Annotated in this window: 19 protein-coding genes and 1 pseudogene; 18 read left to right on the top strand and 2 right to left on the bottom strand. The window is 58.7% G+C overall.

Going from position 1 to position 22751, the window contains the following annotated elements; all coding sequences use genetic code 11:
- Positions 1–5 precede the first annotated feature (5 nt).
- The 12 genes and pseudogenes from napA (at position 6) to ACP15L_RS18015 (ending at position 11639) form a co-directional block, all read left to right on the top strand.
- Complete coding sequence (gene napA / locus ACP15L_RS18070; RefSeq protein WP_425085234.1) at positions 6–2498, top strand: nitrate reductase catalytic subunit NapA; 2493 nt, start codon at positions 6–8, stop codon at positions 2496–2498.
- A 27-nt stretch (positions 2499–2525) separates the two neighbouring features.
- Entirely contained in the window at positions 2526–3344 is an 819-nt protein-coding gene (gene napG, locus ACP15L_RS18065) for a ferredoxin-type protein NapG (RefSeq protein WP_425085233.1), read from the top strand.
- Positions 3341–4258, top strand: coding sequence for a quinol dehydrogenase ferredoxin subunit NapH (gene napH / locus ACP15L_RS18060; RefSeq protein WP_425085232.1), 918 nt, complete (start codon positions 3341–3343; stop codon positions 4256–4258). The genes napG and napH overlap by 4 nt, the downstream gene beginning before the upstream one ends.
- A 12-nt stretch (positions 4259–4270) precedes the next feature.
- On the top strand, positions 4271–4708 hold the full coding sequence (locus tag ACP15L_RS18055; RefSeq protein ID WP_170376987.1) for a nitrate reductase cytochrome c-type subunit: 438 nt from the start codon (positions 4271–4273) through the stop codon (positions 4706–4708).
- A gap of 29 nt (positions 4709–4737) precedes the next feature.
- The gene (locus ACP15L_RS18050; RefSeq protein ID WP_170376985.1) at positions 4738–5430 is read left to right on the top strand and encodes a NapC/NirT family cytochrome c; all 693 of its coding nucleotides are present in this window, start codon (positions 4738–4740) and stop codon (positions 5428–5430) included.
- Between the two features lie 13 nt (positions 5431–5443).
- A complete protein-coding gene (locus tag ACP15L_RS18045; RefSeq protein ID WP_170472389.1) occupies positions 5444–5707 on the top strand; it encodes a hypothetical protein in 264 nt (87 codons plus the stop codon).
- A 63-nt stretch (positions 5708–5770) separates the two neighbouring features.
- Positions 5771–6048: pseudogene (locus ACP15L_RS18040) on the top strand (IS5/IS1182 family transposase); the annotation flags it as partial.
- A 370-nt stretch (positions 6049–6418) separates the two neighbouring features.
- Positions 6419–7369 carry a LysR family transcriptional regulator gene (locus ACP15L_RS18035; RefSeq protein WP_425085231.1) on the top strand — a complete coding sequence of 317 codons (951 nt, stop codon included), beginning with the start codon at positions 6419–6421 and terminating at the stop codon, positions 7367–7369.
- Between the two features lie 113 nt (positions 7370–7482).
- Positions 7483–8472 (top strand): pyridoxal-phosphate dependent enzyme, encoded by a 990-nt coding sequence (locus ACP15L_RS18030; RefSeq protein ID WP_425085230.1) that lies wholly within the window; start codon positions 7483–7485, stop codon positions 8470–8472.
- A 93-nt stretch (positions 8473–8565) separates the two neighbouring features.
- Positions 8566–9531 (top strand): ornithine cyclodeaminase family protein, encoded by a 966-nt coding sequence (locus tag ACP15L_RS18025; RefSeq protein WP_425085229.1) that lies wholly within the window; start codon positions 8566–8568, stop codon positions 9529–9531.
- A gap of 9 nt (positions 9532–9540) precedes the next feature.
- Positions 9541–10668, top strand: coding sequence for an aminotransferase (locus tag ACP15L_RS18020; protein WP_425085228.1), 1128 nt, complete (start codon positions 9541–9543; stop codon positions 10666–10668).
- Between the two features lie 11 nt (positions 10669–10679).
- On the top strand, positions 10680–11639 hold the full coding sequence (locus tag ACP15L_RS18015) for an ornithine cyclodeaminase family protein (RefSeq protein WP_425085227.1): 960 nt from the start codon (positions 10680–10682) through the stop codon (positions 11637–11639).
- Positions 11640–11644: 5 nt separating this feature from the next.
- Here ACP15L_RS18015 and ACP15L_RS18010 read toward each other — a convergent pair whose 3' ends face one another.
- Both ACP15L_RS18010 and ACP15L_RS18005 read right to left on the bottom strand, forming a co-directional pair.
- Positions 11645–12748 (bottom strand): mandelate racemase/muconate lactonizing enzyme family protein, encoded by a 1104-nt coding sequence (locus ACP15L_RS18010; protein WP_425085226.1) that lies wholly within the window; start codon positions 12746–12748, stop codon positions 11645–11647.
- 66 nt (positions 12749–12814) lie between these two features.
- Positions 12815–15292, bottom strand: a complete 2478-nt coding sequence (locus tag ACP15L_RS18005) for an FAD-dependent oxidoreductase (RefSeq protein ID WP_425085225.1) — start codon at positions 15290–15292, stop codon at positions 12815–12817.
- A gap of 134 nt (positions 15293–15426) precedes the next feature.
- On the opposite strand from ACP15L_RS18005, the gene ACP15L_RS18000 reads away from it, so the two are divergent.
- The 6 genes from ACP15L_RS18000 (at position 15427) to ACP15L_RS17975 (ending at position 22747) form a co-directional block, all read left to right on the top strand.
- Positions 15427–16524, top strand: coding sequence for an aromatic ring-hydroxylating oxygenase subunit alpha (locus ACP15L_RS18000; RefSeq protein ID WP_425085224.1), 1098 nt, complete (start codon positions 15427–15429; stop codon positions 16522–16524).
- A 168-nt stretch (positions 16525–16692) separates the two neighbouring features.
- Positions 16693–17073, top strand: coding sequence for a carboxymuconolactone decarboxylase family protein (locus ACP15L_RS17995; protein WP_170376962.1), 381 nt, complete (start codon positions 16693–16695; stop codon positions 17071–17073).
- Positions 17074–17404: 331 nt separating this feature from the next.
- A complete protein-coding gene (locus ACP15L_RS17990; RefSeq protein WP_170641131.1) occupies positions 17405–18400 on the top strand; it encodes an ABC transporter substrate-binding protein in 996 nt (331 codons plus the stop codon).
- Between the two features lie 69 nt (positions 18401–18469).
- Positions 18470–19276, top strand: a complete 807-nt coding sequence (locus ACP15L_RS17985) for a taurine ABC transporter ATP-binding protein (RefSeq protein ID WP_170376956.1) — start codon at positions 18470–18472, stop codon at positions 19274–19276.
- Entirely contained in the window at positions 19273–20538 is a 1266-nt protein-coding gene (locus tag ACP15L_RS17980) for an ABC transporter permease subunit (RefSeq protein ID WP_170376954.1), read from the top strand. Before ACP15L_RS17985 ends, ACP15L_RS17980 begins: the two co-directional genes overlap by 4 nt.
- A gap of 202 nt (positions 20539–20740) precedes the next feature.
- On the top strand, positions 20741–22747 hold the full coding sequence (locus ACP15L_RS17975; RefSeq protein WP_425085223.1) for an adenylate/guanylate cyclase domain-containing protein: 2007 nt from the start codon (positions 20741–20743) through the stop codon (positions 22745–22747).
- Positions 22748–22751 lie beyond the last annotated feature (4 nt).

The raw sequence follows: 22751 nt of genomic DNA, 5'->3' as shown, positions 1-22751 counted from the left end.
ATGCCATGACCATCTCTGAATCCCGCCGGACCTTCCTGAAATCAACTGCTGCCGCCGCGACCGCTTCGGCGGCTGGCCTTCCGCTGGCCACAGGCGCAGCGCAGGCACAAGTCGGCACGTCTGACATTCGTTGGGACAAGGCGGCGTGCCGGTTCTGCGGCACGGGTTGCTCGGTTCTGGTCGGCACCAAAGAAGGTCGCGTGGTGGCCACTCAGGGTGACCCGGACGCGCCTGTGAACCGCGGCCTGAACTGTATCAAAGGCTACTTCCTGTCCAAGATCATGTACGGCAAGGACCGTCTGACCACGCCCTTGCTGCGCAAGACCAATGGCGAATACGACAAGAACGGTGAATTCGAGCCGGTCAGTTGGGACGAAGCCTTTGACGTTATGGCCGAGAAATGGAAAGAGGCACTGGCCAATAAGGGTCCGACCAGCGTTGGCATGTTCGGCTCTGGCCAGTGGACCGTCTGGGAAGGCTATGCCGCTGCCAAGATGATGAAGGCCGGATTCCGCTCGAACAACATTGACCCCAACGCGCGTCATTGCATGGCATCAGCGGTTGTAGGCTTTATGCGGACCTTCGGCATTGATGAGCCGATGGGTTGCTATGACGACTTTGAGCACGCTGACACCTTCGTTTTGTGGGGCTCGAACATGGCGGAGATGCACCCGATCCTGTGGTCGCGCCTTACCGATACGCGCCTGACCAAACCGGGTTCCGAGGTGCATGTGCTCTCCACTTTCGAACATCGCTCTTTCGAGCTGGCCGACAATGGGATGGTGTTCGCGCCTCAGACCGATCTGGCGATCCTGAACTATATCGCCAATTACATCATTCAGAATGGCGCGGTGAACGAGGACTTCGTCCAGAACCACGTCAACATCACCAAAACCGTCACCGATATCGGGTATGGCCTGCGCGACAACCATCCGCTGCAGGAAGCGGCCGAGAACCCAAATGGCGGCAAGATGGAACCGATCAGCTTTGAGGAATATGCCGAGGCGGTTTCGAAATACACGCTGGAATACACATCCGAGCTGTCGGGTGTGCCCGCCGAACAGCTTGAGCGTCTGGCCCAGCAATATGCCGACCCAAACCGCAAGGTCATGAGCCTGTGGACCATGGGCTTCAACCAGCACACACGCGGGTCTTGGGTGAACTCGCTGATGTATAACGTGCACCTGCTGGTCGGGAAGATTTCGGAGCCGGGCAACTCGCCGTTCTCGCTGACCGGTCAGCCGTCGGCCTGTGGCACCGCACGAGAGGTTGGCACCTTTGCCCACCGTCTGCCCGCCGACATGGTGGTTACGAACGACAAACACCGTGAGATTTGCGAAACCGCGTGGAACATTCCCGCTGGCACCATTCCGGACAAACCCGGATTCCACGCTGTTCTGCAGCACCGCAAACTGAAGGATGGTGACCTGAACGCGTATTGGGTGCAGTGCAACAACAACATGCAGGCCGCGCCCAACATCAACGAAGAAGGCTTTCCCGGCTATCGCAACCCGGAAAACTTCATCACCGTGTCCGACCCCTATCCGACGGTCACAGCCGTGTCTGCCGACCTGATCCTGCCCACCGCCATGTGGGTCGAAAAAGAAGGCGCCTATGGCAATGCCGAGCGCCGAACTCAGTTCTGGCGGCAACAGGTGCAAGCGCCGGGTGAAGCAAAATCGGACCTCTGGCAGCTTATCGAATTCTCTAAACGCTTCACAGTCGAAGAGGTTTGGGGCGAAGAGCTTCTGGCCGCCATGCCCGAGCATCGCGGCAAGACCATGTATGATGTGCTCTATGCCAACGGCAAGATCGATCAGTTCCCGCTGTCTGAGACGGCCGAAGGCTTCCACAACGACGATGCGGAACATTTCGGTTACTATGTCCAGAAAGGTCTGTTCGAAGAATATGCCGATTTCGGGCGCGGTCATGCGCACGATCTGGCGCCGTTCGAAATGTACCACGAGGCGCGCGGTATGCGCTGGCCGGTCGTGGACGGTAAGGAAACGCTCTATCGTTTCCGCGAAGGCTATGACCCCTACGTGCCCGAAGGCGCGGGCGTGAAGTTCTATGGCAAGCCCGATGGCAAGGCCAGCATCATCTTTGCCCCCTACGAACCCGCCGCCGAAGAGCCCGATGAAGAATTTGATCTGTGGCTGTCCACGGGCCGCGTGTTGGAGCACTGGCACTCGGGCTCGATGACCCGCCGGGTGCCGGAGCTGCACCGCGCCTATCCGAACGCGGTCGTCTACATGCACCCGCAGGATGCCGAAGATCGGGGTCTGCGCCGTGGACAAGAGATCGTTCTGTCCACCCGCCGCGGCGAGGTCACTAGCCGGGTCGAGACTCGTGGGCGCAACAAGGTGCCGCGCGGTCTGGTCTTCATGCCCTGGTTCGATGAGCATCAGCTGACCAACAAGTTGACGCTGGACGCGACCTGCCCGCTGTCGAAAGAGACCGACTTCAAGAAATGCGCCTGCAAGGTCGAGCGTGCGTAACCGGGAAGGATCGCAAAGGTTGTCCCCATGTCCCTGACCGGTACTCCTATCTCGCCGCAACGGCGTCGCTTCCTGCAGGATTCGGCGCGCGCGGCAGGTGGCTGCGTAGTCGCCGGGTCATTGCTGGCCTGGTTGGCGCGCGATGCCCGCGCGCTTCCGGCGGAAGCCTTGCGCCCGCCCGGCGCATTGTCTGAGAAAGATTTCCTGTCGGCTTGTATCCGCTGCGGGCTTTGCGTGCGGGACTGTCCTTACGATACCCTGAAACTGGCGGAACTTGGGGTCGATGCCGTTGCGACCGGCACGCCCTATTTCACCGCCCGCGATGTGCCGTGCGAGATGTGCGATGATATCCCCTGTGTTGCCGCTTGTCCCACCGGCGCGCTGGACCCGGGTTTGGACAATATCGATGATGCCAACATGGGCGTTGCAGTTCTGGTCGATCAGGAAAACTGCCTGAACTTCCTCGGTCTGCGCTGCGATGTCTGTTACCGCGTCTGCCCCGTTATTGACGACGCAATCACGCTGGAAACCGCGCACAACACGCGTTCAGGCCACCATGCGATGTTCATCCCCACCGTCCATGCCGACCGCTGCACCGGCTGCGGTATGTGCGAGAAAAGCTGTGTTCTACCCGAAGCTGCGATCAAAGTACTGCCCGCCCGTTTGGCGCGCGGCAGCAGCGCGGATCACTATCGCAAGGGCTGGGAAGAAAAAGAAAGCCACGGCGGTCCGCTTGTGGACGGATTGATCGACTTGCCCGACCGCCTGCCGGGGCCGGGTACGGACAATCTGGCCGCGCCGGGAGGCTTTGCGCCCTCCTATGAGTTACCGGGGGCAGGCCAATGAGCGCGCACACTCATATTCCCGTTGGTCAGGAGGCTATTGAGGCCAAAGGCTGGGTCAGTGCGCATAAGTTCCTGCTGCTGCGTCGGACCAGCCAACTGTTCTTTTTGGCGTTGTTTCTGCTGGGGCCTTGGTTCGGTCTCTGGATCGTGCAGGGAACGTTGGCGGGGTCGCTGACCCTTGGCATTCTGCCCCTGACCGATCCGTTTGTGCTGCTGCAAAGCTTTGTGGCCGGGCACTGGCCGGAACTGACCGCCTTGATCGGCGGGATCATCGTTCTGGTCGCCTATGCGCTGATCGGCGGGCGCGTCTATTGTTCGTGGGTCTGCCCGATCAACCCGGTGACTGATGCCGCCAACTGGTTGCACCGCAAGCTGGACCTACCCAAAGGCTGGCAACCCAAACGCACCACCCGTCTGTGGATACTGGCAACGGTCCTGATCGTCTCGGGCCTGACTGGCGTCATTGCGTGGGAGTTGGTCAATCCAATCACCATGCTGCATCGCGGGCTGATTTTCGGCGCAGGCTTTGTCTGGGCGCTGATCGCTGCGATCTTCATCTTTGATCTGGTCGTCGCCCGTCACGGTTGGTGTGGCCATATCTGCCCCGTCGGCGCCTTCTATGGCCTGATCGGCAGTAAAAGCCTGCTGCGTGTCAGCGCCGCCAACCGGACTGCCTGCAATGACTGCATGGATTGCTACGCCGTCTGCCCGGAGAACCAGGTCATCTCGCCTGCGTTGAAAGGCAAACCGGATGCGACGCCGCTGATCTTGACGCCCGATTGCTCGAATTGCGGCCGCTGCATCGATGTATGTGCCGTGGATGTCTTCAAGTTTACTCACCGGTTCGACGATCAGGTCGTCGCGCCTTTCGATCCCGTTCCCGCGTCCGATCCGGGCACGGCCAGACCAATCTAAGGGAGTGCACAGATGAACAAGCCAATCCTGACAGGCGTCGCCGCCCTGATCCCAGTCGTACTCCTCAGCGGGTTCGCCCTTGCGCAATCCGCCCAGGTTGAGACCCTGCGAGGCGGCGAAGTGGATGAAACGGTCCCGCTGGATCAAGTCCACAAAACGATGGAAGGACGCATTGTACGGAACTACCGGCAGCAGCCGCCGCTGATACCGCATTCTATCGAACAATACCAGATCGACACGCGGACCAACCAGTGCCTGTCCTGCCATGACTGGACAGTTGCGGGCGAACGCAACGCGCCCACCTTGTCGATGACCCACTATCTCGATCGCGACGGCAATGAGTTGGATCACATCGCAGGGACCCGGTATTTCTGCAATCAGTGCCACGTGCCGCAGGTAAATGCGCCTACCTTGGTCGATAACCTGTTTGAACCATCCCACAGCAACTAATCCAACGTATGACTGAAAGGAGCACCAAGATGGCAGACTCTCCTGAAAAACGCGGCTGGATCGGTCGCTTGTGGAACGCGTTCTGGACACCGGCTGTTTTGTTCAGTTCGGGTTTCTTGATCTTGGCCGGCTTTCTGGGGGGTATCCTGTTCTGGGGTGGCTTTCACTGGACGCTTGAACTGACCAATACCGAAGAATTCTGCGTTTCCTGCCACACGATGGAAACCAATTTGGGCGAGTACCGCGAGACGATCCACTACAACAACCACTCGGGCGTGCGCGCGATCTGTTCGGATTGTCACGTGCCGGATGAGTGGAACCACAAGATCAAAGCCAAGATCATGGCCGTGAAAGATGTCTATCACGAACTCGCAGGCACCATCAGCACCCCCGAGAAATACGAGGATCATCGTCTGGCAATGGCCTCGGCCGTATGGAAGAAGATGAAGGAATCCGACAGCCGCGAATGCCGGAACTGTCATAACTTCGACTATATGGACTTTACCTTGCAGGAAACACGCGCCGCCAGCGAGCACCAGCGTGCGATTGACACAGGGATGACCTGTATCGACTGTCACCAGGGCATCGCTCACAGCCTGCCGCCGGGATATCTTGAGACCTATCAGGACATAGCCGAAGCGGTTGACGGCAAACCGCTGCACAAACAAGCGGCGGTGTCTGGCAATGACATCCAGTCCTTCCTCAACACCAGCGCCGATTAACAAGGGGTCAGAGATGTTAGATATACTTGGGACAATCGGTGGAAACATCCTCAGCCTGCCCGGCATTCTTGGGCTGGCGTTGGGGATGATGACCAGACAAATATGGCTGGGCGCGGCGCTGGGCGGGCTTGTCGGCGTGTTTGAAACACTGGTCTTTGCCGGTTTTCAATTTGCTCAAATCGAAGCTCTTGAGCTCGTGATTGCAATTCTGGTTGGCGTGTGTGCGGGCGGTCTAGGTAGCCTTATCCGAATAAAAGGAACGCAAGTCAGGCCATAGAGTCAGGATGCATTGATTTTCGATGCGTTGCATCATGCACGTCTTGGAACACGGAGCGATGGCATGAGCGATCTGATCCGGCGCAGCGACGAGCAGATGGCCAAGCTTTGCCATTTCTTCCCGAAGTCGCACGGCAGGCCACGGGTCGATGATGGAGATGATGGAGATGATGGACAAGTGCTGAGCGAGATTTTCTTCATCAATCGTAGTGGAACACGATAGCGAACCGCGCACGAGGTCTACGGTCCGCACAAGACGCTCTACAGTCGATGGAAACGTAGGAGCGAGGAAAGCACTTTTCCCAAATGATGGTCGACCCAGCTGTCGAACATGGCGAGGAATAAACCATGGTGATCCCCTTTTGGGACATCACTGCGCGATGCACTGCCAAGCAGTGATGTAAGATCATGTTTGGTAGGTTCAGGTATTGGATGCGCGTGGCGACACGTTATGATCGCCGCCAAAGTCTTCCTTTGTACAATCGCCCTCGCAGCAACGGTCATTTTTAGGACTTGCATCCTGACCCTAGGTGTTGGGTCACAGGTTGTGATGCTCATTCTACGCCAAGTACTTTAAGCGAAAGACCGCCTTGCGGACCTTAGGGTTTTGGCGTTTCAGCTATTCCGGCTTCTACACGCTCTGAGAGTTGCACCTCTTGTTCGTCCTATCTTAAAGATAGTGGTGAAACCGGATCAGCGACTGGCGGAACAATTGAAAGACAAGACCCAAGACTTGCGCACTGCTGATCAGGGTGGAGCGTCCTCTGTTCAACTGCGTTTGCAAGATGCGGACATGAAGCTTTTGCAGGTGTTTGCCCATGTCGCCGAAGCCGGAGGGCTATCCCCCGCGCAATATGGGCTGAACATGAGCTTGTCTGCCGTAAGTGCCGCAATCTCAAACCTGGAAACCCGGCTTGGCTTTCGGCTTTGTGACCGCGGACGCGGTGGGTTTCAGCTGACCGAAGGGGGGCTTCTTGTGTATCAGGAACTCCGCTCGCTCAGCGTTGCGATCGGGTCCTTCAACAGGTCGGTTCAGGCCTATACGAGCGACATGCAGGGTCAATTCAACATCGCGATGGACGATGCGATTCTGACCAATCTCTCGTGTCCGATCTACAAGGTGATCCAGAGGTTTGCCGCGCAAGCGCCGGAGATTTCGCTGAACATCACCATAATGAGCGCCCCTCAAATGGAGCGCGCCTTGCTGAACAATGAACTCAACATCGCCGTCGGGCCGTTTCAGGAATTGTCCCCCTCGCTTCGCGGCGAAACAGTCTATGTCGAACAGCAGCTGTTGTGCTGCGGCCGGTTGAATCCGATTTATGATCTGTATGACCCCGACGAAATCGAAAAGGCAGTGACCAAAGCGCAGTATTCCAAACGCAGCTTTGATGATCGCGACAGGCATCAGGCGCCTGGGCCTTTTACCAGCGCCGCAACAGCCGCCACGATGGAGGCGATGCTGGCTATGGTCCTCAGCGGCCTTTACCTCGGCTACCTACCCCGTCACGCCTGCGAGCCATGGATAGAGCGGGGTGAGCTGAAATCAGTTCTACCGCAGGTCTTTGCCTATGACACCGAAATTCAGTTGGTCTCCCGCAAAGCCCACGGGGACAAACGTGTCGATTTGTTCCTGACAGCGCTGGCTGAAACTCAAAGCTGAGCGCCGTCACTTTTGCACCGCAAAGAGTTCACTTCAGAAAAAATAGATTTTCTCGCATCCGATTTCTGACATGGTGTCCCGATGGCGTCGAACGCAACGGCAGGACCCCTGACATGACGACCCCCGACAGCTATGTCTCGCTGCAAGAGATCATGCGCACCGCGCAGCGGATCGCGCCCATCGTGCGCAAGACACCCCTGGTGTTTTCTGAGGCCCTGTCGGAGCGCGCGGGTTTTGAAATCTGGCTGAAGCTGGAGAACCTGCAAACCACAGGCAGCTTCAAGCTGAGGGGGGCCTCAAACCGCATTCTGCAACTGACCGCCGAGGAACGCGCGCGCGGGATCATTGCCGTGTCCAGCGGCAATCACGGCAGGGCCGTCGCCTATCTGTCCAAACGTCTGGGGATCACGGCCCGTGTGGTTGTCTGCTCGCTCTGTCCCGAAAACAAGCGTCAGGCAATGCGCGACCTCGGGGCCGAGGTGATCGTGCATGGCGACACGCAGGACGAGGCGCAGGATCACGCTGATCGGCTGATGGAGCAGCACGGCTATACCTGGGCCGATCCGTTTGACGATCTGAACGTCATCGCAGGGCAAGGCACGATCGCGCTAGAGGCGCTGACCGATTTGCCCGATGCGGACATGATCATCGCGCCTTTGTCCGGAGGTGGTCTTTTGTCCGGCATTGCGCTGGCCACCAAGTCGATCTCACCCAAGATCTCCGTTGTCGGGTCTTCGATGGAGGTCGAACCGGGCATGGTGCGCAGTCTTGAAGCCGGCAAACCGGTCCATGTCGAGGAATTCCCAAGCCTTGCCAGCAGCATCACCGGGGCCATCGGCCTGCGTAATCGCTACACCTTCCCGATCATTCGCGACTTCATGGATCGCGCCGTTCTGATCCCCGAGGACGCGCTGGTGCCTGAAATGGCCCGGTTTGCCGATTGCGAAGGGCTGATCGTCGAGGGCGGCTCGATCACCTCGGTCATCGCAGCGCTTAGCCCTGAAGTCCGCGAAATGGCCCCTAAACGGGCAATCGTGGTCATGAGTGGCCGCAATATTGGCCTGCCGACATTTCTGTCGGTGCTCAAAGACACCGGGGTCTGACCCCCGCCCCGGTGATTGGGCATTTCCTGCCCGCATCCCGCCCGTTAAGACGCTCCGGGGATTGCCCCGCACCGAAAGACCAAGGACACCGCCATGACCGACACCTCAAAATCCGCAATCGTGCTGAACGCCTCAGACGTTGCCGCGCTTTTGCCCTCAGTTGACGCGCTGGCCGCGATGCGCGCTCTGTTTGCCGAGCTTGGGCGCGGGCAAGCCGTGCAACCGTCGCAAACCCTGACGCTGTTCCCCGAAGACAAGGGCGATTTCATCACCTATCTGGGGGCAAGCACCGGGGCCGATCTGTTTGGCGCCAAGCTTTCGCCCTATCTGGTGCGTCCCGGCAAACCCGTGATCACGGCGTGGACCGTTCTGATGTCGATGGAAACCGGCCAGCCCCTTATGCTGTGCGATTCCGGTGAGTTGACGACCGAACGCACCGCGGCCACGACCGCTTTGGCCGTCGACCACCTCGCCCGTCCTGAGGCAAAGGTCCTGTCGATCATCGGCTCCGGTAAAGTGGCGCAGGCGCATCTGAAACATGTGCTGGCCCTGCGCGACTGGAGCGATATTCGCGTCTATTCCCCCAACCTTGCGCAAAACGCCGAGCTTGCGGCGCAGTGGCAGTCTACAGACAGCCGCGTCCAGCTGGCAGGCAGCGCCGAAGCCGCCGGTCAGGGCGCGGATGTCGTCATGCTCTGCACCTCGTCAGGTACGCCCGTGTTCGACACCGCGTCAGTGGCCGCAGGAACATTGGTCACCTCGATCAGCACCAATGTCGCCAACGCGCATGAGGTCGACCCGGCCTTCCTGACCACGGCCGAGGTCTATTGCGACTACCGCGCCACCACGCCCGGTTCGGCCGGAGAGATGAAATTGGCGGCCGAAGCCGGATGGCAACCGGGCAGCATTCGCGGTGATCTGGCCGAATTGCAAGTTGAAGCCTGCAAGCCGCCTTCGGGCGACAAACCCGTCTTCTTCCGCTCAATCGGGCTGGGGCTAGAGGACATCTTCATGGCCCGCGCCGTTTATGACGCGGCCTCGGCGCAACAAAGAGACTAGGAGAGACCTATGGATATCAGACCTTTCGGCGTCGAAATGTGGATGAATGAGTTCGAGACGAAATGCGACCTCAACCTCGCGGAAACCTGCGTGGAATCCATCACTCTGGGTGAGTTGTTCGAGATGGCGGGGCAGCACAACAGCATCATGAACGACCTGTCGGCGATGAAGATGACCTATGGCGCGATCGAAGGCTCGGACCGGTTGCGCGACGCGATTTGCGGATTGTACGAAAACCAGACACGCGAAAACATCCTGACCACCCATGGCACCATCGGGGCGAACTCGCTGGTGCATCAGACCCTTGTGGCGCGCGGGGATCACGTGATTTCGGTGATCCCGACCTATCAGCAGCACTACTCGATCCCTGAAAGCATCGGCGCCGAGATCAAGCTACTGCACCTGAAGCCTGAAAACGCGTTCCTGCCCGATCTGGATGAATTGCGCGCCATGGTCCGCCCTGACACACGCCTGATCGCGATCAACAACCCGAACAACCCGACGGGAGCTTTGATAGACCGCGAAATGCTGGAGCAGATCGTCGAGATCGCGCGAAGCGCCGGTGCGTGGCTGCTGTGTGATGAGGTCTATCGCGGTACCGATCAGACCGGGGATGGCTTCACGGCCGCGGTCGCTGATCTTTACGAAAAAGGGATCAGCACGGCGGGGATGTCCAAAGCCTATTCTTTGGCCGGTCTGCGCGTTGGCTGGATCGCGGGACCCAAGGACATGCTACATGACGTGATGATCCACCGCGATTACAACACCATCTCGGTCGGTCAGGTCGATGAGCTGTTGGCCGCTATGGCACTGGAAAATCGCGACAAAATTTTGGATCGCGCGCAGCGGATCACCCGTGAGAACCTGCAGATCGTCGAAGACTGGATCGCGCAGGAGCCTCTGATCTCATGGGTCAAGCCGAAATCCGGCACAACGGCGTTGCTGAAATACGACCTGCCCATGTCCTCACGTGAGCTGTGCGTCACCTTGCTTAAAGAGGACGGCGTGATGCTGACCCCCGGCAGCGCCATGGACATGGAGGGCTGGCTGCGTCTGGGCTACACAAATCCCACGTCGGATCTGGTGGCGGGTCTGGAGAAATTCTCGGGCTTTCTGGCCCGTCACGGCGGCGCCTGAGAGGGGCACAGATGATCCAGCTGGACAAGGCGCAGATTCAGGATCGGTTCGATTTCCCCAGGGCCGTTGATGCGATCCGCGCGGCCTATATCGCCGTCGCGCAGGGGCGGGTTCAATCCCCGCCCGTCACCTATCTGGGCTTCCCCGAGGCCTCCGGGGATTGCCACGTCAAATCCGGCCATATCGAGGGGGACGATATCTTCGTCATCAAGATCGCGACCGGGTTTTACGACAATCCCTCCAAAGGCTTGCCCAGCTCAAACGGCATGAACCTTGTCTTTTCGGCCAAAACTGGCGCGCCGTTGGCATTTTTGCAGGACGAAGGTTGGCTGACGGATATCCGCACCGGGATCGGCGGGGCATTGGCGACGCAGGCGCTTGCGGTTGAGGGGTTTGAGAAGGTGCTGATCGTCGGCACCGGCTTGCAGGCCCGCCATCAGGCAAAGTGTCTGCAACAGTTGATCCCGGATCGCCGTCTGTCCTTCCAAATCTGGGGGCGGTCCCCGGATCAGGCCAAGGCGACAGTCGATGACCTGACCGCAATGGGGCTAAAGGCTGAACGCGCCGATGACCTGCCATCGGCCTGCAAGACAGCGCAAGCCATCATCACGACAACACCTGCGCAGAGCTTTCTGATCGCAAACGACTGGGTACAACCGGGCGCGCATATCTCGGCCGTCGGCGCCGACTGCCCCGGCAAACAGGAGCTTGAGGCCGATCTGGTCGCCCGCGCCGATCTGCTGGTCTGCAACTCACCCGAGCAGTGTTTGGATCACGGAGAGTTCCAGACCCTTGCTAAGTCCGGTCACCTGACCGAGGCCGATGTTGCCACACTCGGGAACATTCTGTCGGGCGCGCGTCCCGGTCGACAATCGGCTGATCAGATCACCATCGCGGATTTGACCGGGCTGGCGGCTCAGGACATTGCGATCTCAAGCGCGTTGCAGATAGAAACCGGACAACTGGCGTAGACAGCTTAGTCAAGGATCGCAACGGGCTGACCCAAGACTTCGGTATCGGGGGTCACCCCAAGCCCAACCCCTTCGGGCGGAGCAATACGGCCGTTTTCGCGCACTGGCCCATCCGGCGCAAGGCGGGGGCCGACATAGTGGCTGAGGTCACAGGTGTTCATGATCCCGCGTGCAGGGGTCGAGGCGGCCAGATGCAACAGCGCAGCCGTGGTGATGTCACTGCCCCAGGTATCCTCGATACACATCTGCGTACCCTGGGTCAGACACAGATCGCGGATCTGACGCATAGCGGACAGGCCGCTCATCTTGGATAATTTCAACGCAACGGCCTGCATACAGCCCAACTGATGTGCCTGAATGACAGAGGTTATATCTAAGGCGTTTTCGTCGATCTTCATCGGCAGACCGGTTGAGCGCTGAACGTGCGCACATTCTTCCAGCGTCGCGCAGGGTTGTTCCAGCATCACATCCAGATGGGACGCCGCACGCCCCACGCGGATCGCTGTCAACGCATCGCTGCCGCAGTTCCAATCGCCATAGACCAGCGGGCCGGGGCCAACAGCCTCACGCACTTTGGCCAGGCGCTCGACATCGGTTTGCCAATCTGCATCTGCACCCAGTTTGACCTGAAACTGGCGCATACCTTTGTCAAAAGCGTCGCGCGCCATCCGGGCCATCTCATCCGGGGCAACGCACGTGATCGAGTGATAGAGCGGCATATCCTTGACCTGACGGCCGCCCAAAAGCTTGTGCAAAGGCAGATCGGCGGCCTGCGCGGTCAGATCCCAAAGCGCCGTATCAATGGCCGATTTCGCATAGGCGTGGCCCGGAAGGTATGCGTTCAGTTTCTCCATCAAAGCCTCGGGCCCAAGGGGATCGGCGCCAATCAGGACCGGTGCCAACTCGGAGACGGCTGGAACGACACCTTTGGCGTAGGCCGGCAGATAATGAGGGATCGGGCAGACCTCCCCCCAGCCCTGCAAGCCTGTATCCGTGTCAAGCCGCAGAACCACTGATGTCGTGGTATCGCAGGTTTTCCCATCCGCCATGTAGTAGGTTTCATGGCTGGTCAGAGGGACTTCCCAAACGGCAATGCGGGTGATCTTCAACTTAGGCTTCCTTTTGGCGCAGAGCTTGTTGAGGGGGCAGGCGCGCGCGCCCTGCCCCCATCGTATTTATGCCGGAACTGCAGCTGGAGCATCCGTTCTGGGACGCTCAGACTTCGGATCATAAGCCGCTTCGCCAAGGATACGCCCCTTGCGTGGACAGCCGGCGATCACGACCTCAACCTCGGTGCCCGGGACATTCACATGTGGCTTGACGAAAGCAAAGGCGAGGATCTTGCCGACGCTATGACCATAGGCAACCGAAGCGGTCGCGCCCACGACATCGCCGTCGATGCGAATTGCCTCACCCCCATGACCGTCTTCGATGCCGTCCGGCTCGATTTCAAGATAGGCGCAGATCCAAGGCATTTGACCGGCCTGGGCCTGTGCGGCGCTGGCGCGGGTGGCTTCGACCCCCAGATACTCTTTGTCCAGCTTGAAGAATCGGCCCACGTTCGCCTCGGGCAAAGTGACCTCATTGGTCAGCTCACCAGCGCCAGGGAAGGCTTTCTCCATCCGCAAGCTGTTCATCGCGAACGAGCCGTAGTTCTCGATCCCGAATGCCTCACCCGCGGCCCAGAGCGCGTTGTAGACGTCAACGCAAGCCTCATCCGGCATGTGGAATTCCCAGCCCAATTCACCCGCATAAGACATGCGGAAGGCCCAAACCTTGTGCCCGGCGACAGTGATTTCCTGCGCCGACAACCACCGGAAACCGGCATTGGACAGGTCAGCATCGGTGCATTTGGCCAGCACCTCGCGGGATTTTGGCCCGTTCAGGGACAAAGCCGACCAATCTTCGGAGAGCGTTTTGACGAAGACGGTCTCCCCCGCGAGGTTCTGGTTCAGGTGATCCACAAGGCGTTGCTCGAAGAAGGCCGCGCAGACCAGATAGTAGCGATCTTCGGCCATGCGCACGATCGTGGTCTCAAGCTCGATCCGCCCTCTGCGGTTCAAGAAATGAGTCAGCGTGATCGAACCGTCTTTCTGAGGCATCTTGTTCGCGGTCAGGCGATCCAGCAGCGCATAGGCATCCGGCCCCGAGACCTCAACCTTGGTGAAGGCGGTCACGTCCATGATCCCCACGCGCTCACGCACGGCCTGACATTCCAGCGCAACCATGTCGAAGACCTCGTTGCGGCGGAACGAGTAGTGGTCGCGCTGTTCCACGCCATTACGGGCAAACCAACGGGGGCGTTCGTGGCCGAAGACCTCCTCATAAACCGCACCTTTTTCCTTGAGGATCTCATATAGCGGAGACGGTTTGATCGGGCGCCCCTCAAGACGGTTGAAATGCGGAAAGGGAATCTCGTGGCGCAGTTTGTAGTCTTCATGCGCCTTAACAACCTGCCAGTCTTTCTTGGCGTAGCTGCCAAAGCGGCGCGGGTCATAGTCGCGCATGTTGATATCGGCGGCACCGTGAACCATCCATTTCGCCAGTTCGCGGGTCAGACCCGGACCCCAGCCGATGCCGATCTGCGTACCGCAGCAGCACCAGTAGTTCTTGACGCCCGGCGCCGGACCAACCATCGGGTTGCCATCGGGCGGGTGGCTGATCGCGCCATGCACCTCACGAGTGATACCCAGTTCGGCAAAGATAGGCATCCGCTCCAGCGAGTTTTCCAGCCACGGCATCACGCGGTCATAGTCGGCCTCAAACAGCCAGTTCTCGTACTCCCAAGGGCATTCATCATGCCAGACCGAGTTCGAGTTTTCTTTCTCATAGATCCCGATCAGGCCCTTCTTCTGCTCCATCCGGATATAGCCCGAGACCATCTTGTCATCACGGATCACTGGCAGTTCCGTGTCCAGATCCTTAAACTCCGGCACGTTTTCGGTGACGAAATAATGGTGTGTCATCGAGGTCATGGGCAGTTGCAGATCGGACCATTCGCCCATCTGCCGCGCATAGGTGCCGCCTGCGTTGACCACATGTTCGCAGGTGATCGTGCCCTGTTCGGTCTCGACCACCCATTCGCCTGCATCGTTCTGCGCGATGTTGGTCGCGCGGCAATGGCGGAAGATCTTCACACCTTTCTGCCGCGCACCCGCCGCCATCGCCATAGTCACATTCGAAGGGTCAACATGGCCATCATCCGGCGTATAGAGCGCGCCCAAGACACCATCGAGATTGTAGAACGGGTGCTTTTCGGCAATGAACTCGGGTCCCACCAGCTCGATATTGAAGCCAAGGGCGCGACCGACGGACAGCGTATGGCGCAGCCAGTCCATCTCATCCTCGGTATAGGCCAGCCGGAACGAGCCGCAACCGTGCCATGTGACGGCCTGACCGGTCTCTTCTTCCAGCGTTTTCGAATAGAGGCCGATATTGTAGTCGACCATCTTGCCCAGCCCATAGGAGCTGGTCGAATGAGTGATCTGGCCCGCCGCGTGCCAGGTCGAGCCGCTGGTCAGCTCGGCCTTTTCCAGCAGGATGGTCTCCTCTCCCCATCCTTCGTGGCCAAGGTGGTAGGCCAGGCCACAGCCCATGACCCCGCCGCCAACAATGACGACCTTTGCGCGTTCGGGCAGTTCTTTCTTGGACATCGCAGGATTCCTGTTCCAGAGTCGCAGATTTCTGTGGATTTGATAATCAAACAAATGTACCACGGTCAACACATAACGACACAAATGAACGCTACCCAAGGCAAGCCCCTCGGTTTCCAAGTTGAGGATCCATCATGACCAAGCCGCTCACCCACTCGCTCGAGGCCCGCTACTACACCGATCCCGCCGTCTTCGAAGATGAGATGAACGGGCTGCTGGCGCGGACATGGCAATTCGCAGGACATGCGGCCGATATCCCGAATGTGGGCGACTATTTTGCCTTTCAGATTGCTGGTCAGAACTTGTTTGCCATTCGCGGCAGGGATGAGGTGGTGCGCACTTTCTACAACGTGTGTCAGCACCGCGCGCATGAGATGGTGACCGGAACCGGCAACACTCGGGTCGTGGTCTGCCCCTATCACCAATGGACGTATGAGCTGACGGGCGGGCTGCGCGCAGGGCCCAACATCAAGTCGGTCCCGGGCTTTGAACGGGAAAAAATCTGTCTGACCGAAGTTCGGACCGAGATTTTTCTCGGCTTCATCTTCGTCAATCTCGACAAAGATGCCGCCCCGATGGACGACTGGTATCCCGGCGTGCGCAAAGAAATTGCGGAATTCGTTCCGCAAATTGATGACCTCGCGCCGTTGGAATGGGTCGAGATTCCAGAGAATTGTAATTGGAAGGTCTCGGTCGAAAATTACTCGGAATGCTATCACTGTCCATCGAACCACCCGACCTTTGCCGAGGGCGTGGTGAAGCCGGAAACCTATGACATCCGACCCGACGAACAAGGCGGCTACGTGCTGCGCCACACGACCGAGTGTCAGGCGCTGGACAAGATGACCTATCCGATCGACCTGTCGGTGCCACATGCCGGAGACTATCAGTCGTGGTTCCTGTGGCCCATGTTCTCATTCCAGTGCTATCCGGGGAATGTGCTAAATACCTATCACTGGCGCGCGGAAACCGTGGACACGTGCACCGTCTGGCGGGGCTGGTACACGGAAGGCGGCCATGAAAGCGATGTGATACGGGGACTTGCTGTACAGGATCGCGAGACCACCGTGGCCGAGGATATTCGCTTGGTCGAATCCGTGTATCGCGGCCTCAAGTCCAAGGGTTATGTGCCCGGCCCACTGGTTCTGGACCCCAAATGCGGCGTGATGAGCGAACATTCCATCGCCCGGCTGCAACAATGGATGCGGGACGGCGTAGACAAACCCGCCTGACCTTAAACTCTTTTGGATTCCGTACGGTAGAACCTGCCACTGTACAGGTTTACGTGCGACTCATTGCTTTTGAATTTGGATATAAAGGCAAGTCCCATCTGGCAGGAGACCCGTCTGTCGGATTGGCTGACCAATAGTCAACGGGTCGCATAATCACGAGGAAGACCTATGGATGACACCCTGTTTGAAACCGGGCTGAAGCAACGCAAATCGACCCTGGGCGCAGAATATGTGGAAAAGAACCTTGCGGCGGCGGATGACTTTACCCGCCCGTTTCAGGAGGCCATGACCGCCTGGTGCTGGGGCTTTGGCTGGGGCGACGACACGATTGACGCCAAGACGCGCTCGATGATGAACCTCGCCATGCTGGGTGCGTTGGGCAAGATGCATGAATGGGAAATCCACTGTAACGGCGCCCTGAACAACGGCGTCACCAAAGAGGAAATCCAGTCGATCATTCACGTGGTCGGTATCTATTGCGGTGTTCCTCAATCGCTGGAGTGTTTCCGTGTGGCGCGCAAGGTGCTGGAGGAACGGGATCTACTATGACGCCCGCTTTGGAACAGCGATCAGAGGTGTCGATGCCCGCAACAGGCACCAGAGCAATCCCGCTCGACCAGACGTCTTTGGCACAACCTCGCGTGAGGACGTTTCAGTATGAGACTATGTTGAAAACAAACAGTAATTCCCGGCAGGGTCACCAAATAGATTTTGCGCGCCTTCGCGCCCAATTTGGCAGCTCTGCCCCCGGTTTTTACAGCGCCACAGCACAATTTGTTTCGCTGTTTCACCATCTTGGGTCTATTGTCTCAGGTATCGGTCAGACAAAAAGTCGGGCCATATAAAAAAATGATCATCACAACAGGGAGAACATAAACCAATGATCAAAAAGTATCTGCTCTCAACGGCCTGCGCCGGTCTTGCCGCGTTTTCGGCATCACAAGCAGCGGCTGCGGATGAAATCACCGTCGCCTATTTCCTCGAATGGCCGATGCCGTTCCAATACGCCAAGGCCAATGGCACCTATGAAGAAGAGATGGGCGTCAAGATCAACTGGGTGTCCTTCGACACCGGGACTGCGATGTCGGCCGCCATGGCATCCGGCGACGTTCAGATCGCTGTAAGCCAAGGCGTTCCGCCCTTCGTTGTGGCCACATCAGCTGGTCAGGACCTGCAGGCCGTCGATGTTGCGGTTAGCTATTCGGACAATGACAACTGCGTCGTCGCCGAAGCGCTGGAAATCGACAAAACCAACGCCGGAGAGTTGAACGGCAAGAAAGTCGGTGTTCCGATTGGCACAGCCGCGCATTATGGGTTCCTGTCTCAGATGGCCCATTTCGGTGTGGATACCAGCTCGCTCGAGATCGTTGACATGGCACCCGCCGATGGTGCGGCAGCCTTTGCTCAGGGTAACTTGGACATGGTCTGCGGCTGGGGTGGCGCGCTGCGTCGTATGCTCGACCACGGCAACATCCTGTTGACCGGCGCCGAAAAGGAAGAGCTTGGTATTCTGGTGTTCGACGTCACAAGCGCACCGACCTCGTTCATTCAGGAAGAGCCTGAACTGCTGTCCAAGTTCCTCAAAGTGACTGCTGACGCAAACGCGCAGTGGAACGCGGGTGACTCCAAGGACGAGATGCTGGCCGCGATCGCAAAGGATGCAGGTATGGACCTGGCCGATGCCGAGGCAACCATCGCGACCTTCACCTTCCCCTCCGCCGAAGAGCAGCTGTCTGACAAATGGCTGGGTGGTGGCGCGCATGAGTTCATGGGCGGCGTTGCCAACGTCTTTGTGGATGCGGGCAGCATCGACTCGGCGCTGGACTCCTATGAGGGCGCTGTAAACAGCGCGCCGCTGGCGGCCGCGTCCAACTAATACAACATACATATTCCGGGGGCCGGTCATCAGGCTGGCCTTCGGAAACAACAGCAGGAAGGAAACGGAATGCCTGAACTGGACATCATTGATTTGTCCATGCGCTTTGACTTGCCCAACGGTACCTCTGTGCAAGCCCTTCAGGACGTCACGCTCAGCCTTAAAGAAGGTGAGTTGGTCTCGGTCCTCGGGCCCTCGGGATGCGGCAAGACAACGTTGCTGAACATCGTCGCGGGCTTCCTAGCGCCCACCTCGGGCCGGGTCGAGCTAAATGGCCACGTGGTCGAAGGGCCGGACGCGGAACGCGGCATGGTGTTTCAGAAAGGCGCCTTGTTCGAATGGATGAACGTGCGCGAAAATGTGGAATTCGGCCCGCGCATGAAGGGCATGCCCAAGGAAGAGCGCGATAAGATCTCGGACCATCTTCTTGAGGTCGTCGGCCTTCAGGACTTCAAGGAAAAGGCCGTCTATGAGCTGTCGGGCGGTATGCAGCAGCGCGTGGCCCTGGCCCGGTGTCTGGCGAATGAGCCTGACGTGATCCTGATGGATGAACCTTTGGGTGCGCTGGACGCGCTGACCCGGGAAAAGATGCAGGGCCTGGTCCTGAAACTCTGGAAAGAGACGGGCAAGACCATCATCCTGATCACCCACTCTGTCGAAGAAGCCCTGTTGCTGGGTGAACGCCTGATCGTGATGGCCCCGCGTCCGGGGCGCATTCACAAGGAATACAACCTGCCTTTCGCGGAACGCGGCGTGAACGCCGACCTTCGCGATGTCAAAAAGTCCGAAGGTTTCGCCGAAACCCGAGATGAAATCCTGTCGATGATCTGGGAAATGGAAGAAGAAATCATGGGCCGGACGGAGCAAGCATCATGATCGTACTTCTGTTTTATATCGGCCTGTTCGGCGGCGCGTTTTTGATCGTTCACCTGCTGCGCAAAGGCCTGCAAAGCCGTCAGGACTTTACCAGCCTGAAAACCGTGACCTTTGGCGACGAAAGCGCTGTGCGCGCGGATCGCGCAGCCTCGATCATCTCGATTCTGGTTATCTTCGTAATCTGGGCGGCATTCACAGGATCGAAACTTATCCCGCTACATGTTCCGGGGCCGTTTGTGGGGGAAACCCAATTCACCTACACGGTCGAGAATGCAGACGGCACGACTGATGACGCCACCGTCTTCATCCGCGTCCCACCCTTCGGAGAAGACGCCGAAGATTTCGAGGTTGATCCCGGTACGGGCTTCGCCAAAGACGATGCATTTGCTGCCCCAACCGGGCGGTCCTCGACCATCTTGTTTGACAAGAACGACGACGCCAAACGCGCAGATGGCGCAAAGATCATTGCGATCAATGGCAATCCGATCGGTCCTGACGCAAAAGTCAATGTTGGCGACGGCACTGTATCGCTGACCGGGAAGGGCGCCATCAGCTTTACGCCAGCGCAGGGTTTGCAAATGAACCCGATCTGGCTACCTGCGCCGGAAACGGTCGTTGCGCGTTTCTTCGAGATCGCCAATGAAGGCTATCAGAACTTCTCGCTCTGGCAGCACTTGGGTTGGTCATTGCTGCGCGTCATCGCAGGTTTCATCGCCGGGGCTATCGTGGGCATTCCGCTAGGCTATGCGATGGGCTTGTCGGGCTGGTTCCGCGGTTGGTTCGACCCGATTGTCGAGTTCATGCGACCTGTCCCTCCGCTGGCGCTGATCCCGCTGGTCATCATCTGGTTCGGGATCTGGGAGACTGGCAAGATCGTTCTGCTGTTCCTTGCCGCCCTTTGGATCATGACCATTGCCGCCCGTGCGGGAGTTTCGGGTGTGAATATCTCCAAGATCCACGCGGCCTATTCGCTGGGTGCATCCAAATGGCAGATCATGCGTCATGTGATCGTCCCGAACTCTCTGCCCGAGATTTTCACGGGTGCGCGGGTTGCGATGGGCGTCTGCTGGGGCACGGTTGTTGCGGCTGAACTGGTCGCGGCGCAGAAAGGGGCTGGTATGATGATCATCGCAGCCTCGAAATTCCAGCTAACCGACATCGTGATCATGGGCATCGTCCTGATCGGCATCATTGGCTACGGCATCGATATCCTGATGCGCAAAGCCGAGAACGTGTTGGTTCCATGGAAGGGTCGTAGCTGACCTAGGATACCAAAAACACCGGCAGATTGACCCGCTCGTCGATCTGCCGGTTTTCTTTTCCAACTGTTCCTCTCGCCAACTACACAAGTTAGCGCGCAGATTGAAACCAACTGGCAACTGACGGTTGCAGCCCCTAGACTTGACCTAGAACCTGACTGTCCGCATCGCAGCGCCAGTCACTATAGGCCGCCGTGGAGCTTCAATGCGTGTCACCGTTGGGATCGCCGTGTCAATGCTCGTCGCTTTGTCCATCGGCGTGTCGACCTTCATTGTGCATTCCCTGTGGTGGACCACGGCGCGGGACAACAGTCAGATGCTGGCCGCCGAGATCAACAGCCAGATCTCGAACACGGTCCGGATTGAGGTTGGCCTGACCCTCAGATCCGCCGAGGCTGCTTGGGCCGCTGTCCGAACGATCTTCATTCAAAACGTGATCGAGACACGTCAGGCCGACAAGCGGGAATTTGTGTTCCTGTCTCAGCTGCAATCTCAGCCAAATATCTCGTGGATCACCTTCGGCTGGCCCGACGGTAATTTCTTTGCCGCCCACCGACTGGGGGATAGCGGGCTTGAGATGATCGAGATCGACGAGAACATTCACGACAGGAAGCTGCGTAGAGACCGCTATATCTTTATCCCCGGCGACATTCAGTTCGAAGAACGCAGCTTTGCCGAGACAGACTACGACCCGCGCGATCATCCTTGGTATGACAACTTCATCGACCGCGACACGCCAGATTGGATCGAAGTGCGCGATCTGCCAAACAGCGACAAGACGGTGTTTGCCTATTCCGGCCCAATCGACGTGCGCCGCCAGCGGCAAGGCGTGCTGTCGGTTGCCATTGATACCGACCGCCTGTCCCGCTTTCTGGGATCCCTGCGCCCCGGCGAGTTCGGCGCGGCCTTTATACTCAGCGCCGATGGTAAAGTCATCGCCGTACCCGACCCTAATGCCGATGAAATCACCCCCGCCCGCATGGGCGAGGGAGAGCTGTACGAAGTGGCGAAACTCTCGGGCCAGAAACTGCTGACCGAGGCAGACGGGGTCGTTGCGGGCACCCTGACGAAACGGATCGTCTACGACGACGTGGCCTATGCGGTCGCTTTGACGCCGCTGGGATTCTACGGCTGGCGTGTGGCGACCGTAATCCCGGAATCGGCCTTTCTGTCCGGGATCGACCGGACGCTGGTCAATCTGGTCTACATCCTGCTGGGTGTCGTAGCCTTGGCGACCATCGCCGCGATCTGGCTGGTGCGCCGGGTCGTCGCCAACCCGCTGTCACGCGTCGCCGAAGACCTCAGCCGGATTGAGCGGTTCGATGTCGAGCAAGTCTCACGTCGTCCTTCGCGTTTGGTAGAACTTGAAAATCTATCGGCCGCGACGGCGAGCATGGCGGCAGGGCTTTCGGCGTTTCGAAAATATGTGCCGACCGATCTGGTGAAAATGCTGGTCGCCGCAGGCGTGAAATCGCAACCCGGAGGCGAGACCAAACAAATCTCAGTCCTGTTCTGCGATGTGTCTGGCTTCACCGGTCTGGCCGAGAAACACGGCCCAAAGGTCGTAGAACTGATGGAGCCGTTCTTCAATGCGGCCTCTTCAACGATCGAACGCCATGACGGGACCCTCGACAAGTTCATCGGCGACGCGGTGATGGCCTTCTGGGGCGCACCGAGGCAGAATCCGAACCATGCAGAACACGCCTGCCGCGCGGCTTTGGAGTTGGTGGATGTCGTCGAAAACTCGGCCCTGCAAAGCCAGTCGGACGAGGCCCTTCATGTGCGGATCGGCTTGAACAGCGGCGAAGCGCTGGTTGGCAATATCGGGTCCGAGCATCGCTTGAACTACACCGCCATTGGCGACGTGGTGAACGTCGCCAGCCGGTTGGAGGGTGTGAACAAAACCTATGGTACCGCAATCCTGATCGGCCCCGAAACCCGGCGCGAAGCGGGCAACGCGATCATCGCCCGCGAACTGGACAAGATGGAGATCGCGGGCCGGTCCGAGGAATTGGTCGTCTTTGAACTGATCGCGATGACTGATGACACGCCTGAACCGCCAGCTTGGATCGCGGCCTACGAATCTGGCCTAGCGCATTTCCGGGCCGGGCGTTTTGCCCAGGCCATCGATGCGTTCAAATCTGCCGACACTCTACGCGGTGGCGACCCGGCATCACTGGTGATGATCGAACGGGCGCAGGCCGCACTTTGAGAAA

The organism is Ruegeria profundi, from assembly GCF_049800715.1.
In the GTDB taxonomy this organism is placed as follows: domain Bacteria; phylum Pseudomonadota; class Alphaproteobacteria; order Rhodobacterales; family Rhodobacteraceae; genus Ruegeria; species Ruegeria profundi_A.
Note: the sequence above shows the minus strand (reverse complement) of the source record. Positions and strands in the feature narration are given on the sequence as shown.

Excerpts from the sequence above, each read along its gene's own strand:
- ACP15L_RS18000 (WP_425085224.1), top strand. The coding sequence starts at position 15,427 with ATGACCAAGCCGCTCACCCACTCGCTCGAGGCCCGCTACTACACCGAT.
- ACP15L_RS17985 (WP_170376956.1), top strand. The coding sequence starts at position 18,470 with ATGCCTGAACTGGACATCATTGATTTGTCCATGCGCTTTGACTTGCCC.
- ACP15L_RS18005 (WP_425085225.1), bottom strand. The coding sequence starts at position 15,292 with ATGTCCAAGAAAGAACTGCCCGAACGCGCAAAGGTCGTCATTGTTGGC.
- ACP15L_RS18020 (WP_425085228.1), top strand. The coding sequence starts at position 9,541 with ATGGATATCAGACCTTTCGGCGTCGAAATGTGGATGAATGAGTTCGAG.
- ACP15L_RS18050 (WP_170376985.1), top strand. The coding sequence starts at position 4,738 with ATGGCAGACTCTCCTGAAAAACGCGGCTGGATCGGTCGCTTGTGGAAC.
- ACP15L_RS18045 (WP_170472389.1), top strand. The coding sequence starts at position 5,444 with ATGTTAGATATACTTGGGACAATCGGTGGAAACATCCTCAGCCTGCCC.
- ACP15L_RS18025 (WP_425085229.1), top strand. The coding sequence starts at position 8,566 with ATGACCGACACCTCAAAATCCGCAATCGTGCTGAACGCCTCAGACGTT.
- ACP15L_RS17975 (WP_425085223.1), top strand. The coding sequence starts at position 20,741 with ATGCGTGTCACCGTTGGGATCGCCGTGTCAATGCTCGTCGCTTTGTCC.
- ACP15L_RS17990 (WP_170641131.1), top strand. The coding sequence starts at position 17,405 with ATGATCAAAAAGTATCTGCTCTCAACGGCCTGCGCCGGTCTTGCCGCG.
- napA (WP_425085234.1), top strand. The coding sequence starts at position 6 with ATGACCATCTCTGAATCCCGCCGGACCTTCCTGAAATCAACTGCTGCC.
- napH (WP_425085232.1), top strand. The coding sequence starts at position 3,341 with ATGAGCGCGCACACTCATATTCCCGTTGGTCAGGAGGCTATTGAGGCC.
- ACP15L_RS17995 (WP_170376962.1), top strand. The coding sequence starts at position 16,693 with ATGGATGACACCCTGTTTGAAACCGGGCTGAAGCAACGCAAATCGACC.
- ACP15L_RS17980 (WP_170376954.1), top strand. The coding sequence starts at position 19,273 with ATGATCGTACTTCTGTTTTATATCGGCCTGTTCGGCGGCGCGTTTTTG.
- napG (WP_425085233.1), top strand. The coding sequence starts at position 2,526 with ATGTCCCTGACCGGTACTCCTATCTCGCCGCAACGGCGTCGCTTCCTG.
- ACP15L_RS18055 (WP_170376987.1), top strand. The coding sequence starts at position 4,271 with ATGAACAAGCCAATCCTGACAGGCGTCGCCGCCCTGATCCCAGTCGTA.
- ACP15L_RS18030 (WP_425085230.1), top strand. The coding sequence starts at position 7,483 with ATGACGACCCCCGACAGCTATGTCTCGCTGCAAGAGATCATGCGCACC.
- ACP15L_RS18015 (WP_425085227.1), top strand. The coding sequence starts at position 10,680 with ATGATCCAGCTGGACAAGGCGCAGATTCAGGATCGGTTCGATTTCCCC.